Consider the following 15,681-nt stretch of genomic DNA (forward strand, 5'->3'; position numbering starts at 1 on the left):
TATTTTATAGCTTATTTAACAAGAATTTATTAAGCGTTAAGAGATCGCAAAAATTGCATTTGAACAATACTTTCAGAAGAATCGTTTCTAAAAAGCATTCTAGATCTAGCAACAGAAAGAGTTCGCGCAATAACAAACATACCCTCATTAACAGTGACTTTTGCAGCTTCGTCAATAATCTCATACGCATTAACATCTGGCCAATTCACAACATTATTTATTTCTAGCATTTCTTTTGCTTGATGCAAGCTTTTAGGAACAGAAATGCATTGAGATTCAACTCTACTTAAGAGTTCTGCAAGCTCTACTTCTAGAGATTCATTTTTTTCGCTAAACAAGTCATCTGCAACCATATATGCAGCAACAGCTAGAGGGAAGTTATCTTGCATCCACTCTGCATATGCTAGCCTGTAGTAAATAAACGCAGCGTCTTCTCTATCAAAACAGACTTGTAAAGCGTTTAAGCATACTGCTTCTACAGAAGGCCAATCTTCTTGACGAGATAATTGCGAAGCTAGCTTTAAGTGAGATATAACATATGTTGGAGCGTAAGAAACCATTGTATTTAGATGTTTTAGCGCCTCTTTACTTCTTCCAAGCTGGCCGAGTAAATCCGCAATCTCCATATGCGCGTAGAAAAGTCCGTCTGGTATAAGCCTCATTTGCTCGTTTTGCGTTGCAAACATGCGATTATAAACAACGCGCTCAGCATACGAGTTAAAGTATCTTGGAACAACGTCTCCAGAAGCAAACATATCGTCAAAATGCTTTATATTGTTTTCATACTCTTCGATTGCACTGTCTAAGTCTCCACTCATAAATTGTTCGTGAGCACGCACTCGCATATTGTAAATATCTTTTGAAGCGCTAAACGATATTTCTGGTATTTCTTTTTCGTCTATTAACGCGCTTATTACATGGTTTGCTTGATTATTTAGCTCTGGATCGTTAATGCTTTCAACAATACCCATTGCCATACGAGCTTTTTCTGCATTCGTCATAATTGCTTTAGACGCTATGTGATTAAAATCAGCAACCGCTTGTTGTAAAACGTCTTCGCGCTGGATTGAAAGGCCTTTTGCATCTTGAGTCGCTAACAATTCTTGCGACTTTGCGTCAAAAATTATGTCGGAAAACTCTGGTTCTTCTTGAGCACCATGCGGCGCAAAGCAGCTGTCTCTTAAGTCAAACGTTGGCTCAATTTGGCTTAATGCGCCGTTTTCGTCGACTTGCAAAGTTGCATTAAACTTTTTATAGGTTTCAAGAGGATTATTTAATCCGTATGCGCGTATGTGTTTTAAGAACGACTTTCTAGTAAAAGTAACAGTTAGCAAAGGTATAATCGAAGGCGATTTGCTAAAAGCTGCTATTGGGTCTTCGTTTTTTGCGCTATTATTGCTATCGCTATTATCACTACGATTAGTGTTACTACTGTTATCACTGTTGTTTGCGCTTGCATCTTCAAGGTTTTCTACAACGCTTTCAACAAAATTATCTGAAGCACTATCCGAGCTACTATCTGCGTTCGATCCTAAATTAGCAAATCCATTGCTAACGTCTCCATGAATATCTCCATCTTTTGGATCGCCTTTTGCTCTTGAAGCATTTTTATTCATGTGATTAATCGCATTAATCGTTTGGCTTAAAATTTTATTCATTGCAACGTCTTGTGCTGCAACCATTTCCTCTAAGCCGATTGAATCCAATCGTATTGAAACGTTTTGCACTTCTTCGCTAGCTCCAAAAGCAATAGTAGCCAATATTAATCCAATACGAAGATTGTAGTTAGTTGTCATTTTGGATCTATTTTGTTCGCTTATTGGAACAAAATCTTTTTTAGCAGAATCGTATGTTAAAGTAGGCATCATTGAATTGCCTGTTGCCATAAATGCTAATGCAACATTTCCACTATCTAAATTAGATCTAAAATCAGCATCGAACCTAAAAGGCAAATAAAGACTTCTGATTAGTTCAGAAAGTCTTTGCCTGTACGACCATTCACAATTAGAAGATCCGTTAGCTTTATAAATATACAAATCATTAGATTTTCTTGCACGATTAAGCAAATGCAATAATGGCCTAATATTGTTGTCTTGCAACGGATTGCCAAAAGAATTCATGTCAATTTCGCCACTTGCGCAAAAAGCTGGATCGTTTATAAAAGCCATATCCATTGCGCAAACTTGATTATAAGTTGCGTTATTTTCTGTTAAATCACCGCCATTAGAGCAGTTTTCTTCTAAGCAATTGCTAATAGACTGGAATCTATTTATTGCTCCTTCTATACGCAAAGCTTTTAACGCGGATTTTGCTTCCAAAGAATCATCCCAAACTAAAAAGTTTGCGTCTGAACATTTAGATTTTTGCAAGTGCAATCTTTCAGCGGCGTGTTCAGCCTCTAATGCCCCAGCATCCTCTAATGCTCCAGCGTCTGCCATTAAGTACGTAAAATATTTCTCCATTGCAGAAACGCGTAAACCAGCTCTTTCTGCTGTGTTTGCATCGCAAACGCTTCTCCTAATAGCGCTCAAAGGTGCTTCTTTTGTAAGATGCCTAAATATGTTTCCAGACCCAAATCCACTAAAAGCTAACAACATATCTGGCACAAAGAATGATGCAAAATAGGATATAGCGATTGCGTCAAAATAACTAAGATTGCAACGCAAATTATTAGGCAAATCTACACGCGTTTCTTCTAGCGTATAAGTTTCTTTTTTAGTATTTGCTTTGCGAATCCAAGACGACACCCATTGAATTCCGTCATCTTTAGAAGTCTGAACAACAACATCTCCCTTAATAACAACTAAATCATTATTTGACTTATTCTTAAAACAACTTTTTTTGATATGGCTTGCGCTATGGCTCGCTTTATGGCTTTCTCGAGTAGTTTTTTTATCAATGCAACCGTAGAATCTATGTGAGTTAGAAAGAGTCATAGAGTTTTGCTCAACAAAAGACAATTCGGGTATATTTTCCGTTGTATCTTCAATTGTTACAGTGTGCCCTTCGTAAACTCTGCCTTCTAAATCAGCAACAGCAACTTGGTAAAAACGTTTGCAATCTTTGCTAAACAATCCAATTGAAATACCTTGTTTTTTGCCATAAATCTTAATCCAACCAAGTTTTGTTGAGCTAGGCATAAAAGGAAAATCGTTAAAAATATGTTTTTTTGAAAATAGCTTAACAGGAATTGAGTTTTTGCTTTCCCAAAGCGTATCGATTGTACGTAGCGCAATCTGCATGCTTCTATCTGCGTCATAATTGCAATTTTTTGCATCATGGCAGATTGAATCAGCGTTATTGCTAGATTGCACTTGGTTTTGCATAATCCCCATTCTTTCTTATTGCACAACTTTAACGTAAGACAATAAAATTCTACACAATTGATTTATACGTATCTTATTGATTCTTACTAAACATTCTAAGTATAGCGAATATTCTAAATATAAATGATTGTTGAATCGCAAGCATGCAATCAAATTTTATCGAAAATCTTACTAAGATTCTGCTAAAAATCTGCTAAATCATGTTAAATATGCAAATAATCAAATATTAAAATATGTGATTGCAACTATTTTTTATGCAAATTCGCGCAAGTTCCATAAATAATCGTGCATAATCCTTCCATAATCTTGTCTACTGGAGAAGCAGCTCGCCAATTTAAGTACAGTGAGCGGTAGGGCTTTGGACTATTAAACTCGCGAATTGTTAAACCAGCTGGCTGAACAATAGGAGGGAGAGTTGCAAGACGTGGCAGCAATGTTACATCTTTGCTTCCAACAACCATGTATCGTAAGGTTTCCAAAGATGTTGCACAAAATTCGGACTGTTTTGCTCCAACCTTTTGACAAACATCAATCATACTTCGTCTCATACAATGTCCATCTTCCAAAAGAAGTATTTTTTGACTAGATAATTGAGACAAGTCGATTGGAGATTTTTGGTTTCCCAATTGCGAATTTGTTGACGCTGCTAAAACAAAATCTTCATCAAAAATGTGATTAACCTTTATTGACGATTCGTCTAACTTTTCGCTCAATATTGCTGCATCGATTTGACCATTATTTAGCAATTCGATTAAAGTTGCAGACTTTTCTTCAACAAAACGAATAGTAAAATTCGGCTTAATCTTACGCAAAACAGGTATTATTCTAGGCAAAAGATATGGGCATAATGTTGGGAAAATGCCCAAAACTATTGTAGAAGACCAAGGATCTTCTAGGCGCCTTGCTGCTTGATAAATGTTAGAAACATCCGAATGAATACGCTTTGCATAATACACTACTTCTCTTCCTGCAGGAGTTAGAATCTGCTTTCCAGGAGTTCGCTCAATAAGACAAACTCCAAGCGTGTCTTCTAGCTTTTTAATCTGCGTAGATAAAGTTGGCTGAGAAACGTGCATGCGCTCGGCAGCTTTTGTAAAGCTTTCTTCTTTTGCAAAAGCAATTAAGTATTCAAGCGATTTAATGTTCAAGTATTTATCTTTCTATGCGTTTATAGGCGTGCTATATGCGTATTCTACGCGCGTTCTATGAATGTTCCAGGCATGATTTTAATTATGTGGGTCTCTAATTAAATAGTCGAAAGCGCTAAGAGCTGCATTTGCGCCAGACCCGTATGCTGTAACAATCTGCTTATAAGGCTCATCCGAGCAATCGCCAGCAGCAAAAATGCCAGGAATACTCGTGCATCCTTTTCTATCTGTTACTATTTCTGCCCGATTGTTTAAGCTTAGTTTATTTGCCACCCACTTTGTATTTGGCATTAAACCAATTTGAACAAACACTCCGTCTGTGTGCAAAATTTTCTCACGATTTTCCGCATTATTCTCATTGCGATCCATATAATGCACTGCGCTAACTTTTTTGTTATCTCCTTCTATTTTGCTAAGAGATGCACTTGTTATTACATTCGTATTAGAAAGAGAATGCAAAGTGTTTAGCAATATTTGATCCGCTTTAAGAGAATCCATAAACTCTATAACAGTAACGTGATTTGCAATTCCTGCTAAGTCTATTGCAGCTTCGACTCCAGAATTTCCTCCACCAACAACTACAACATTCTTGTTCTTAAACAAAGGGCCATCGCAATGCGGGCAGAACGACACTCCCCTGTTTCTGTATTCATCTTCTCCAGGAACGCCAAGTGTTCTCCACGTAGCGCCTGTTGCAATAATCACCGCTTTAGCTTTTAGACTTCCGCCAGATTTAGTGTTAATCGTGTGTAATCCGTAAGGTTCTTCTGCAACGTCTAAAGACGTAGCCCAATCGGGAGTAAATACGTCAATATTGTATTGAGCAATGTGGTTTGTTAAATCGTTAGCAAGTTTTGCGCCTGTTGTGTGCGTTTGAGAAATGTGGTTTTCAATGCTTTCTGTTTCAACAACCTGACCGCCTCTGTGGTCCATAATCATTGCTGTTTTAAGACCTTTTCTAGCTGTGTAAATCGCAGCAGCGCTCGCAGCAGGACCTCCGCCTACAATAAGAACGTCGTATGGGTTTTTAGCGTTCATTTTTTGCGCTAGTGAAGAATCGCTAGCCTCCGTAGAATCGCTAGAATCGCTCGAATCGCTAGAATCCCCATTTTCTTCTTGTCTTAAAAGCATCGCAACTAATTCGTCTATAGATGACCTTCCAGAAGAAATCATCTTTCCGTTTTCAAAAACAGCAGGAACACTCATTACGCCAAGAGCATCTACCTCGTCTTTGAAAGCGCTTCCTTCTACAGCAATATGCTTTACTTTTGGATTGATAATCGAAATTGTATTAAGTGACTGAACAACCTCTGGGCAATTAATGCAAGTAACAGACATGTATGTAGTAATATCATGACTTCCAAGTTGCAAAATTGCTTTGCGCTGGTCTTCGCTTATTTTGGGAGCATAACCACTTACTTGTAAAATAGCCAAAACTAAAGAGCTAAACTCGTGACCAAGTGGCAAACCTGCAAAACTTACAGAAACGTTATTTTGCGGATTAGTAATTGAAAAACTTGGGATTCGCTTCGTGCTACTTTTATCATCTTTTATAACAGTGATTTTGTTGCTTTGATTTGCTACTTCTTGCAAAAGCTCAATAACTTTTTGAGAATTTTCACTGCTATCAACGTACGCAACAAGATTAATCGGATTAACCATTTTTTCTAACAATCCAGCAAGTTGAGTAGTTAAATTTGAATCTAATAAAGTCATTATTTTCACTTTCTGTAGCAATCAAAGCAACGTGTAAATTGTGTTAAAATCAGTCGATAAAATCAGCAGTTAAAATAAGCAAATAAAATCAACTGTTAAAATCAGATTTTCCCAACTAAGTCAATAGATGGAGCAAGTGTTTCTTCTCCCTGCTCCCACTTTGCTGGGCATACTTCTCCTGGATGGGCTGCAATAAATTGAGCAGCTTTAACTTTGCGAAGCATCTCGTCGGCGTTTCTGCCGATTCCATCTGCTGTCATCTCATAGAATTGAATATTGCCTTGAGGATCCACCAAAAAAGTTGCGCGATGAGCTAAACCAGATTCCTCATTTAGCGCATTAAAGTTTCTAGAAAGCGCGCCATTTGGGTCTCCAAGCATTGTGTATTGAACTTTTGCAATAGCTTTAGAATCATCGTGCCAAGCTTTGTGAACAAAGTGTGTGTCTGTTGAAACAGAATAAACTTCTACACCTAACTTTTGAAGCTCTTCATAGTGGTTTGCAAGATCTTCAAGCTCTGTTGGGCACACGAATGAAAAGTCTGCTGGATAGAAGAAGAAAATAGCCCATTTTCCAAGAACGTCATTGTCGCTTACTTCTACAAAATTGCCATTCTTGTATCCATTTACCTTAAATGGAAGAATATGCGTACCAATAAGGCTCATAATAACTCCAATCTTTACTTGTTTGCTAAAATCTTTTATTGCTTTTGCAATATTTTTAGTTAAACGTGTTAAATAGTTTGCTTAGGAATCTAGATTTAACCGTATTTTTATAATAGATTATTTATATTAATAATCCTATATATATAGATAATCTCTATAGACTTACACATGTTATATCAATAATGGCGTTGAAAACTAACTTGACTTTACAAAATTCTGGAATATTAAGTTTGTTAGCAAAAACAAAACAAAACTATCAAAAATGGGATTATGAGCCAAAAGCTAACTTACTAATTCTATTTTAAGAACATTCATCATCTTAGCTTTACGCACTTTTAGCCTATAAACAAGAATTGCGCACTCAAAATTGAATCAAGCGCGCAATTCTATTAATCATTAATAAGATAATAATAGGATTTTAATGATTTACCTTATATCTTGATGGAATGGGTTAAAAACAACACTACAACGCTGGAAACTCTTAACATCAACATATCCAGTAGATGCCATAGTGCGTCTTAAAGCACCAATAAGGTTAGTCTTTCCATCTGCCATATGACTTGGTCCAAACAAGATATTCTCAAGAGGAGCAACAGTTCCAACATTCGTGCGCATACCGCGCGGCAAAGAAGGATGACGAGCTTCTGCTCCCCAATGCATTCCGCGTCCTGGAGCCTCAGTTGCACGCGCTAAAGGAGTTCCAAGCATTACTGCATCTGCTCCCATAGCAAGCGCCTTAATAAAGTTTCCAGACGTCCCCATTCCGCCATCTGCAATAATTTGAACGTATCGTCCGCCAGACTCGTCCATATAATCTCTGCGAGCTTCTGCAACGTCTGCAATAGCAGTTGCCATAGGCGCTTGAACTCCGAGCGTATTCATTGTTGCAGAAACTGCTCCACCGCCAAAACCAACAAGGATTCCAGCAGCACCAGTTCGCATAAGATGCAATGCGGAAGTGTAGTCTGCACAACCTCCAACAATAACTGGAACGTCTAAATCGTAAATAAACTTCTTTAAGTCAAGAGGCTCATGGTCTTTAGAAACGTGTTCTGCACTAACAGCAGTTCCGCGAATAACAAATAAATCAACGCCTGCTTCTAGAACAGTAGAATAAAATTCTTGAGTGCGTTGCGGAGAAAGAGCACCTGCAACCGTAACACCTGCATCGCGAATTGTGTGCAAGCGCTTAACAATAAGTTCTGGCTTGATTGGCTCCGAATAAATCTCCTGTATGCGCTTAGTTGCGACTTCGTCTTTAAGTTCTGAGATTTCTTTAAGAAGTGGTTCTGGATTCTCGTAACGAGTCCACAATCCTTCCAAATCAAGCACGCCCAATGCTCCCATTTGACCCATTGCAATAGCCGTATCTGGGCTTGTAACAGAATCCATTGGCGCAGCAATCACTGGTACGTCAAAACTATAAGCGTCGACTTGCCATGATGTAGATACAGCCTTTGGGTCGCGAGAACGACGAGAAGGAAGTATAGCAATATCGTCTAGTGAGTAAGCAACTCGGGCTTTTTTGCCCAAACCTATTTCGATTTCTTGAGACATACTTATAAGGCTAGTTGCTTATCATGACTAATCAACATGCCATAGAATTGTTGAGATTTATTGAGAGTGCAAAAACTCATAAATAGTTTTAGCCTTTAACAAACCGATTCCAGGAACTTTTTGCAACTCTTCTACGCTTGCTTCTTTTAGATTTTTAACACTGCCAAATGCGCGAAGCAAACGTTTTTTATAAGATTCGCCAACTCCAGGAATTGAGTCAATAGATGAATGCAGCATTGCCTTTGCACGTTTTTTTCTATGATAAGCAATAGCAAAGCGATGAGATTCGTCTCTAGCTCTTTGAAGCAAATACAATCCTTCGGAGCTTCTTTTTAGAATAATTGGGTATTGGCTATTAGGCAGCCAAACTTCTTCTAATTTTTTAGATAATCCACATACTGTTATGCCTTTAACATTGCAATCAATCATTGCTTTTTGAGCTGCTTTTGCTTGCTCAATACCACCATCAACGATTACAAGATTTGGCGTATACGCAAATTTTTTTGAGGATGATTGTGAGCGATTTTCTACGCAATCATCATCCACATCACTATTACTTTCATCTTTATGCTTAAAACGTCTAGAAATAGTTTCATATAATGCGCTTAAATCGTCTAGTTGGCCAATGCCATTAGGTCCTTTTATAGAAAATCTTCTATATTCACTAGGTTTAGCAATTCCATCTTCAAAAACAACCATTGATGCAACTTGATATCTTCCATCAGCCGAGTTTGAAATATCATAGCATTCAATTCGCAAAGGAGCTTCACTCATTGAAAGAGCTGCAGCAACTTGATTCATAGCATTAGTTCTAGATTCTAAAGTAGAAATCCTACTTGTTTTCATCTGTTTTAGAGACTGCTCAGCGTTCAAGTTTGCTTGATCCATAAGCGAGCGCTTATCTCCACGTTCTGCAACTTTAATAGTTACTTTTGAACCTCTTAAACCACTAAGCCAGCTTTCAAGATTTTCTTTTTGAGAGTTATCTAATTCAATAGGAACAATAATCTCCCTAGGAATCGGGCAAATAGGGTCAAGCAAATCCCCTCTTCCAGTTGTTTCTTGGCGCTTTTTGCGTTCTTTTGTTTCTTTAGCTCTATACGACGAATTTATATTTTGGCCACTAGAATAGTCGATTTGTAACGCATTCCTGGATTGCTCTATTTTTAAAGAGTTTTCATATTGCAAATCATTATTTGATTCATATTCAGAATAAACTCGTATAAGCAAATTTGCGATTATATCTGCATCACTAATGTCTTCGCTTCTTTCGACTTGCCAATTTTTTTCTCCGCGAATCAGTCCTTCTCTAACAAAAAACGCGTGAACGCATGCATCAATCGAATCTGCACTAAATCCAAAAACATCAGCTTCTACTTGATCGTTAAAAACAACAGAATTTTGTTGAATAACAGTTCTAAAAATATTGATTTTGTCTCTTATTTTTGCAGCATTTTCAAAATCTAAATTATCGCTTAACTCCTTCATTTTTCTAGTTAAATCGTTAATGTAGGAATCTCCAATAGCGCCAGTTAAAATGCCAACTAATTGTTCAACATTGTTTCTATGCGTTTTTTTGTCTACTTTTTGGACGCAAGGTGCAGAGCATTTTCCAATAGACGCAAGAAGACAAGGCCTTCCTGTTTTTTGTGCTTTATTAAAAACAGACTGTCTGCATGTTCTAACTGGAAAAGTTTTTAGCAAAGAATCCAAGCTGTGCTTTAATTGCCAAACTTTTGCATACGGTCCAAAATATTGCGTTGACTTTGAGTTTCGATTTCTAGTAATCCAAACTCTTGGAAAATCATCGTTTACCGATACAGCAATATATGGGTATGTTTTATCATCTTTAAAAACAATGTTGAATTTTGGATTAAACTCTTTAATCCAAGTATATTCAAGCGTTAAAGCCTCAAGCTCCGTGTTTACAACAGTCCATTCTAAACTTCTAGCTGTTAATACCATTGATTGCGTTCTAGGATGAAGCTGATTTAATGGCTGAAAATAATTCGATAGCCTGTTTCTTAAACTTTTTGCTTTTCCAACGTATATTACTTTTCCACGCTCATCTCTCCACTTGTATACTCCAGGTTGATTTGGAATATCGGAAGTTTTTGGCCTAAATAAATCACGACTATCTCCTAAAAGAGGAGCACCAAAATCGTTTTTTGACAAATTCTCAAAGTAGCTTGCATGACTTTCACAATATTTAGATTGGTGAGTTTTCTTCCATTCTCCCCTGCTAGTTTCTCTATCTTCTATATTTTCTCTAGTTTCTCTATCTTCTCTAATATTTGATTCTTTAGAATTTAGAATATTCATTATCTCACCTCCTTTCATGAAATTATTCATAAAATTATTCATAAATTTTTACTTATAACTTCTGATTTTGTTACTCTTTGAGCATTGACTTTAAGAATTTACCCGTCCAGCTATATTGCACGTTTGCAACATCTTCTGGAGTTCCAGTTGCTACGATTTCGCCGCCTTTATCTCCTCCTTCTGGGCCTAAATCTATAATCCAATCTGCGCATTTTACAACATCAAGATTGTGCTCAATAACTATTACACTATTGCCTTTATCTACTAAAGATTGAAGAACACTTAAAAGCTTACGAACATCTTCAAAATGCAAGCCCGTAGTAGGTTCATCTAAAATATAAACGGTTTTTCCAGTAGAACGCTTTTGTAGTTCTGTAGCAAGCTTTACTCTTTGCGACTCTCCGCCAGAAAGTGTTGGAGCACTTTGACCAAGCCGAATATATCCTAAGCCAACTTTAACTAAAGTTTCTAAGTATCTAGAAATAGACGGATATGCTTTAAAGAACACAGCAGCTTGCGATATTGGCATATCTAGCACGTCTGAAATAGTTTTACCATTGTACTTTACTTCTAGAGTGTCTCGATTATATCTTTTTCCGTGGCATTCTTCGCATTGCACGTATACGTCTGGCAAAAAATTCATCTCGATTTTAAGCGTTCCGTCTCCGCTACAAGCCTCGCACCTTCCGCCTTTTACGTTAAACGAGAATCTTCCAGGGCCGTACCCTCTAACTTTTGCTTCTGGAGTTTGAGCAAAAAGCGAACGGATCTTATCCCAAACTCCAGTATATGTAGCAGGATTTGATCTTGGTGTTCTACCAATAGGATTTTGATCTACGTGAACAACCTTATCGCAATTGTCTACTCCATCAACGCGCTTATGCAATCCTGGAACAATGCGAGCGCCGTTTAGCTTATCTGCCAAAACTGGGTAAAGTATTGAGTTTATTAAGCTTGACTTTCCAGATCCAGAAACTCCTGTTATGCAAGTAAATACGCCTAAAGGTATTTCTACATCTATGTTTTTAAGATTGTGCTCTTTTGCACCAACAATAGTTAACATACGACTTTTGTTGATTTTACGGCGCTTTTTAGGAACATCTATTGTGCGTCTTTTTGCAATATAGTCTCCTGTGATTGATCGCTTTGCCTCTGTTATGTGTTTTGCAGGGCCGCAATATACAACTTCTCCGCCGTTTTCTCCAGCTTCTGGACCAATGTCTACAAGCCAGTCTGACTTTCGTATTGTATCTTCGTCGTGTTCTACAACTATAAGCGTATTTCCAAGATCTCTAAGATTGTGCAACGTAGATATAAGCTTTTCGTTGTCTCTTTGATGAAGACCAATAGACGGTTCGTCAAGAACGTACATAACTCCAACTAGTCCAGACCCTATTTGCGTTGCAAGCCTTATTCTTTGAGCTTCTCCGCCAGAAAGAGTTTTTGCTGCTCTAGAAAGAGTTAAGTAGTTTAAGCCAACGTCATTTAAGAATCCTAATCTTGCTTTGATTTCTTTTACAATCTCTTTAGCAATTATCTTTTTTGCGCCTTCTAGATTTAACGAATTAATCCACTCAAGACTTTTTTCAATAGGCATATCGCATACATCTGCGATTGAGCACGAGCCAACTTTAATAGACAAGACTTCTGGATTAAGTCTTTTTCCTTTGCATGTTAAACATGGCACTTCTCGCATGTATGACTCGTAGTATTGACGCATTTGATCTGAGTCTGTTTCGTCATGCTTGCGCATAAGAGTACGCACTACGCCCTCAAATCCTGTTGAATACTCTCTCTGCCTACCCCATCGATTTTTATACGATACTTTTACTTCAAAATCATGGCCATAGAGTATTGAATCTTGCACATCTTTTGGAAGATTTTCCCACGGCGTATCCATACTAAAGCCAAGCTCTATGCTTAAGCCTTTTAACACGTGCTTGTAGTATTCTCCAGCTGCTTTATTCAATGCCCAAGGTTCTATAGCACCTTCGTTAAGTGATTTTTCTGTATTTGGAACAACAAGAGCAGGGTCAATCTCTAGATTGTAACCTATTCCAGAGCAATCATGGCATGCTCCATACGGAGCGTTGAATGAGAACGTTCTTGGCTCTATCTCTAATAGATTAAATTGATGACTATTAGGGCACGCCATATTTTCGGAAAAACTTTGACGCCTGTTTTTAGAAGAAGCATCTTCGTCTACAAAATCCGCAACAACAATACCTTTAGAAAGCTTTAATGCTGTTTCTATAGAATCTGTAAGACGTGTACGTATACCATCTTTTATAACTAATCTATCTACAATAACTTCGATTGTGTGTTTCTTTTGCTTTTCTAAAACAATATCTTCGGAAAGCTCTCGCATTTGCCCATCTACAAGCGCTCTAGAATAGCCGTCTGACCTAAGAAGAGTAATAGTATCTTTAAACTCACCTTTTCTGCCGTTAACAATAGGAGCCAGTAATTGCAACCTTGTTTTTTGCGGCAAAGAAAGCAATGCGTTAGCTATTTGTTGAGGGGTTTGCGCACTAACGATTTCGCCACATTTAGGGCAATGTGGAACACCTACGCGAGCAAAAAGAAGCCTTAAATAGTCATAAATCTCCGTAATTGTGCCAACAGTAGAACGAGGATTGCGATTAGTGGTTTTTTGGTCAATAGACACTGCTGGGCTTAAGCCTTCAATAAAGTCTACGTCTGGCTTATCCATTCTTCCAAGGAATTGCCTTGCATACGCGCTTAAGGATTCCACATAACGCCTTTGACCTTCTGCAAAAAGAGTGTCGAAAGCAAGAGAAGATTTACCAGAACCAGATAATCCAGTAAAAACAATCATCCTATTTCTAGGCAATTGCAAATTAACGTTCTTTAGATTATGCTCTCTTGCACCTTGAACAGTTATTTTTAAGTCGGAAGGAACCTTACTTAAGTCGTATATTAAATTACCATTATTTTTTATAATTGGCGCCGAATCAATAAACGATTGAAGTACATTGTTTTTTTGATTATTATTTCCATCTTTAGTATTCATGCTTGTAGCGCTCATGTTTGCATCTTTTATTGAAAGCGACTGCTTACTTTGTAAAGAATCCAAGTGTTTTTGCATTCTGCCTCCTTAAGATGCTTTAGCGTATATGAATCAAAATTGCAAAACTAAATCTTGATTACGTGCCTGTTTTATAATATCATTCATTATAGAACACATGTTCGAAATATGTTGCTTGCTGCGTGTTGCTAATCCTATGCAAGCCTAACGGTATAATCGGGAGTTTGGTTAACATATTTCAATTAATATCTTAATTACGATTTTGCAAGAATAGAACTTAAGGGGTGGGTAAAAAATGGCCATTGACGCACAAGGACTTACTATACAAATTGGTGCGCGCACGCTATTAAACCCAACAGATTTTCACGTTACAAAAGGCGACAAAATAGGCTTAGTCGGAAGAAACGGCGCTGGAAAAACAACACTTACGCGCGTAATTACTGCAGAAACACTTCCAGCTGGCGGAAGCGTAAAAGTAAGCGGCTCGTTAGGATATCTTCCACAAGACACGCATGCAGCAGATCCAGAGCAAAGCGCGTTAGATAGAATTATGAGCGCTCGCGATATTTCGTCAATCGTATCTCGTATACGAAAAGCAGAAAAAGACATGACGAATCCAGATCCAGACATTATGACAAAAGCCATGAATCGCTACGATAAAGCAATTAATGACTTTGAAAAAGCTGGTGGGTACGCTGTTCAATCAGAAGCAATATCAATGGCAAATAGCCTTGGACTCCCACAAGAAGTTATGAAACAAGCTCTTGGAACACTTTCTGGTGGACAACGCAGACGAATCGAACTTGCGCGAATACTTTTTTCTAATGCAGATACGCTGATTTTAGATGAGCCTACTAACCACTTAGACGCAGATTCCATAATATGGTTGCGAAACTATCTGAAAAAATTCTCTGGTGGATTCCTTGTTATATCTCACTCAACAGAGTTGCTAGACGAAGTTGTTAATAAAGTTTGGCATTTAGATGCACAATTGGCTCAAATAGACATGTATTCAATGGGCTGGAAAGCATACTTGCATCAGCGCGTTGTAGACGAAGAGCGAAGACGAAGAGAGCGCGAAGTTGCAGAAAAGAAGGCGGAGCGACTTATGAAGCAAGGAATCCGACTTCACGCAAAAGCGACTAAAGCAGTAGCAGCTCAAAACATGATGCGTAGAGCCGAACGCTTATTGAACGAAACAAGCGAAGCTCAAAGCCGCGAAAAAGTAGCAGATATTAGATTCCCAGAGCCTGCTCCTTGCGGACGCACTCCTATTATGGCTAAAGATATTTCAAAAGCTTATGGTTCAAACATCGTATTTGCTGGAATAAATTTGGCTATAGACAAGGGCTCGAGAGTTGTTATTTTGGGATACAATGGCGCTGGAAAAACTACCACTTTGCGCATTCTTGCTGGCGAAGAAAGCGCAGATACTGGCGTTGTTGAATATGGACACGGATGCAAAATAGGATATTTTGCGCAAGAGCACGATACTTTAGACTTAGATGCAACTGTTTTAGAAAATCTTCAACACGTTGCTCCAGAATTAAACGACACTCAAGCAAGATCAATGCTTGGAAGCTTCCTGTTTTCGGGAGACGACGCCATGAAACCTGCTAAAGTGCTTTCTGGCGGCGAAAAAACTCGCCTAGCATTGGCAACTCTTGTAACTTCTAAAGCAAACGTTCTTTTACTTGATGAGCCTACTAATAACTTAGACCCAGCTTCTCGCGAAGAAATTCTTAAAGCTATTTCTAAGTACGAAGGCGCAATTGTGTTAGTTACTCACGACGAAGGAGCAGTTCTTGCGCTAAACCCAGAAAGAGTTCTTCTTATGCCAGACGGCGACGAAGACTTGTGGAGCGACGACTATCTTGATTTGGTAGCGGAAGAATAGG

General features: G+C 38.1%; 8 protein-coding genes. 1 reads left to right on the plus strand and 7 read right to left on the minus strand.

What is annotated here, in order from left to right; translation table 11 throughout:
• Positions 1 to 29 precede the first annotated feature (29 nt).
• The 7 genes from NYP67_RS04410 to uvrA all read right to left on the minus strand — a co-directional run bounded on the left by NYP67_RS04410 (position 30) and on the right by uvrA (position 13,783).
• Positions 30 to 3,326: a tetratricopeptide repeat protein gene (locus NYP67_RS04410; RefSeq protein WP_060785970.1), complete on the minus strand. Its 3,297-nt coding sequence runs from the start codon at positions 3,324 to 3,326 to the stop codon at positions 30 to 32.
• A gap of 245 nt (positions 3,327 to 3,571) precedes the next feature.
• A complete protein-coding gene (locus NYP67_RS04415; RefSeq protein WP_004130897.1) occupies positions 3,572 to 4,474 on the minus strand; it encodes a LysR substrate-binding domain-containing protein in 903 nt (300 codons plus the stop codon).
• A gap of 78 nt (positions 4,475 to 4,552) precedes the next feature.
• Positions 4,553 to 6,190, minus strand: coding sequence for an alkyl hydroperoxide reductase subunit F (gene ahpF, locus NYP67_RS04420; protein WP_004130899.1), 1,638 nt, complete (start codon positions 6,188 to 6,190; stop codon positions 4,553 to 4,555).
• A 101-nt stretch (positions 6,191 to 6,291) separates the two neighbouring features.
• The gene (gene ahpC / locus NYP67_RS04425) at positions 6,292 to 6,855 is read right to left on the minus strand and encodes an alkyl hydroperoxide reductase subunit C (protein ID WP_004130901.1); all 564 of its coding nucleotides are present in this window, start codon (positions 6,853 to 6,855) and stop codon (positions 6,292 to 6,294) included.
• Between the two features lie 426 nt (positions 6,856 to 7,281).
• Positions 7,282 to 8,412, minus strand: coding sequence for a GuaB3 family IMP dehydrogenase-related protein (locus NYP67_RS04430; RefSeq protein WP_004130903.1), 1,131 nt, complete (start codon positions 8,410 to 8,412; stop codon positions 7,282 to 7,284).
• A 57-nt stretch (positions 8,413 to 8,469) separates the two neighbouring features.
• Positions 8,470 to 10,764, minus strand: coding sequence for an excinuclease ABC subunit UvrC (gene uvrC / locus NYP67_RS04435; protein WP_415695189.1), 2,295 nt, complete (start codon positions 10,762 to 10,764; stop codon positions 8,470 to 8,472).
• Positions 10,765 to 10,804: 40 nt separating this feature from the next.
• Positions 10,805 to 13,783: an excinuclease ABC subunit UvrA gene (gene uvrA, locus NYP67_RS04440; protein WP_415695210.1), complete on the minus strand. Its 2,979-nt coding sequence runs from the start codon at positions 13,781 to 13,783 to the stop codon at positions 10,805 to 10,807.
• A 295-nt stretch (positions 13,784 to 14,078) separates the two neighbouring features.
• Between uvrA and NYP67_RS04445 the strand changes: the two genes are divergently transcribed.
• The gene (locus NYP67_RS04445; protein ID WP_018615781.1) at positions 14,079 to 15,680 is read left to right on the plus strand and encodes an ABC-F family ATP-binding cassette domain-containing protein; all 1,602 of its coding nucleotides are present in this window, start codon (positions 14,079 to 14,081) and stop codon (positions 15,678 to 15,680) included.
• Position 15,681: the final 1 nt, after the last annotated feature.

This window comes from Gardnerella sp. c23Ub_4, assembly GCF_055804115.1.

Coding starts and splice junctions, on each gene's coding strand:
- NYP67_RS04410 (WP_060785970.1), bottom strand. CDS start 3,326: ATGCAAAACCAAGTGCAATCTAGCAATAACGCTGATTCAATCTGCCAT.
- ahpF (WP_004130899.1), bottom strand. CDS start 6,190: ATGACTTTATTAGATTCAAATTTAACTACTCAACTTGCTGGATTGTTA.
- ahpC (WP_004130901.1), bottom strand. CDS start 6,855: ATGAGCCTTATTGGTACGCATATTCTTCCATTTAAGGTAAATGGATAC.
- NYP67_RS04430 (WP_004130903.1), bottom strand. CDS start 8,412: ATGTCTCAAGAAATCGAAATAGGTTTGGGCAAAAAAGCCCGAGTTGCT.
- uvrC (WP_415695189.1), bottom strand. CDS start 10,764: ATGAATAATTTCATGAAAGGAGGTGAGATAATGAATATTCTAAATTCT.
- uvrA (WP_415695210.1), bottom strand. CDS start 13,783: ATGAGCGCTACAAGCATGAATACTAAAGATGGAAATAATAATCAAAAA.
- NYP67_RS04445 (WP_018615781.1), top strand. CDS start 14,079: ATGGCCATTGACGCACAAGGACTTACTATACAAATTGGTGCGCGCACG.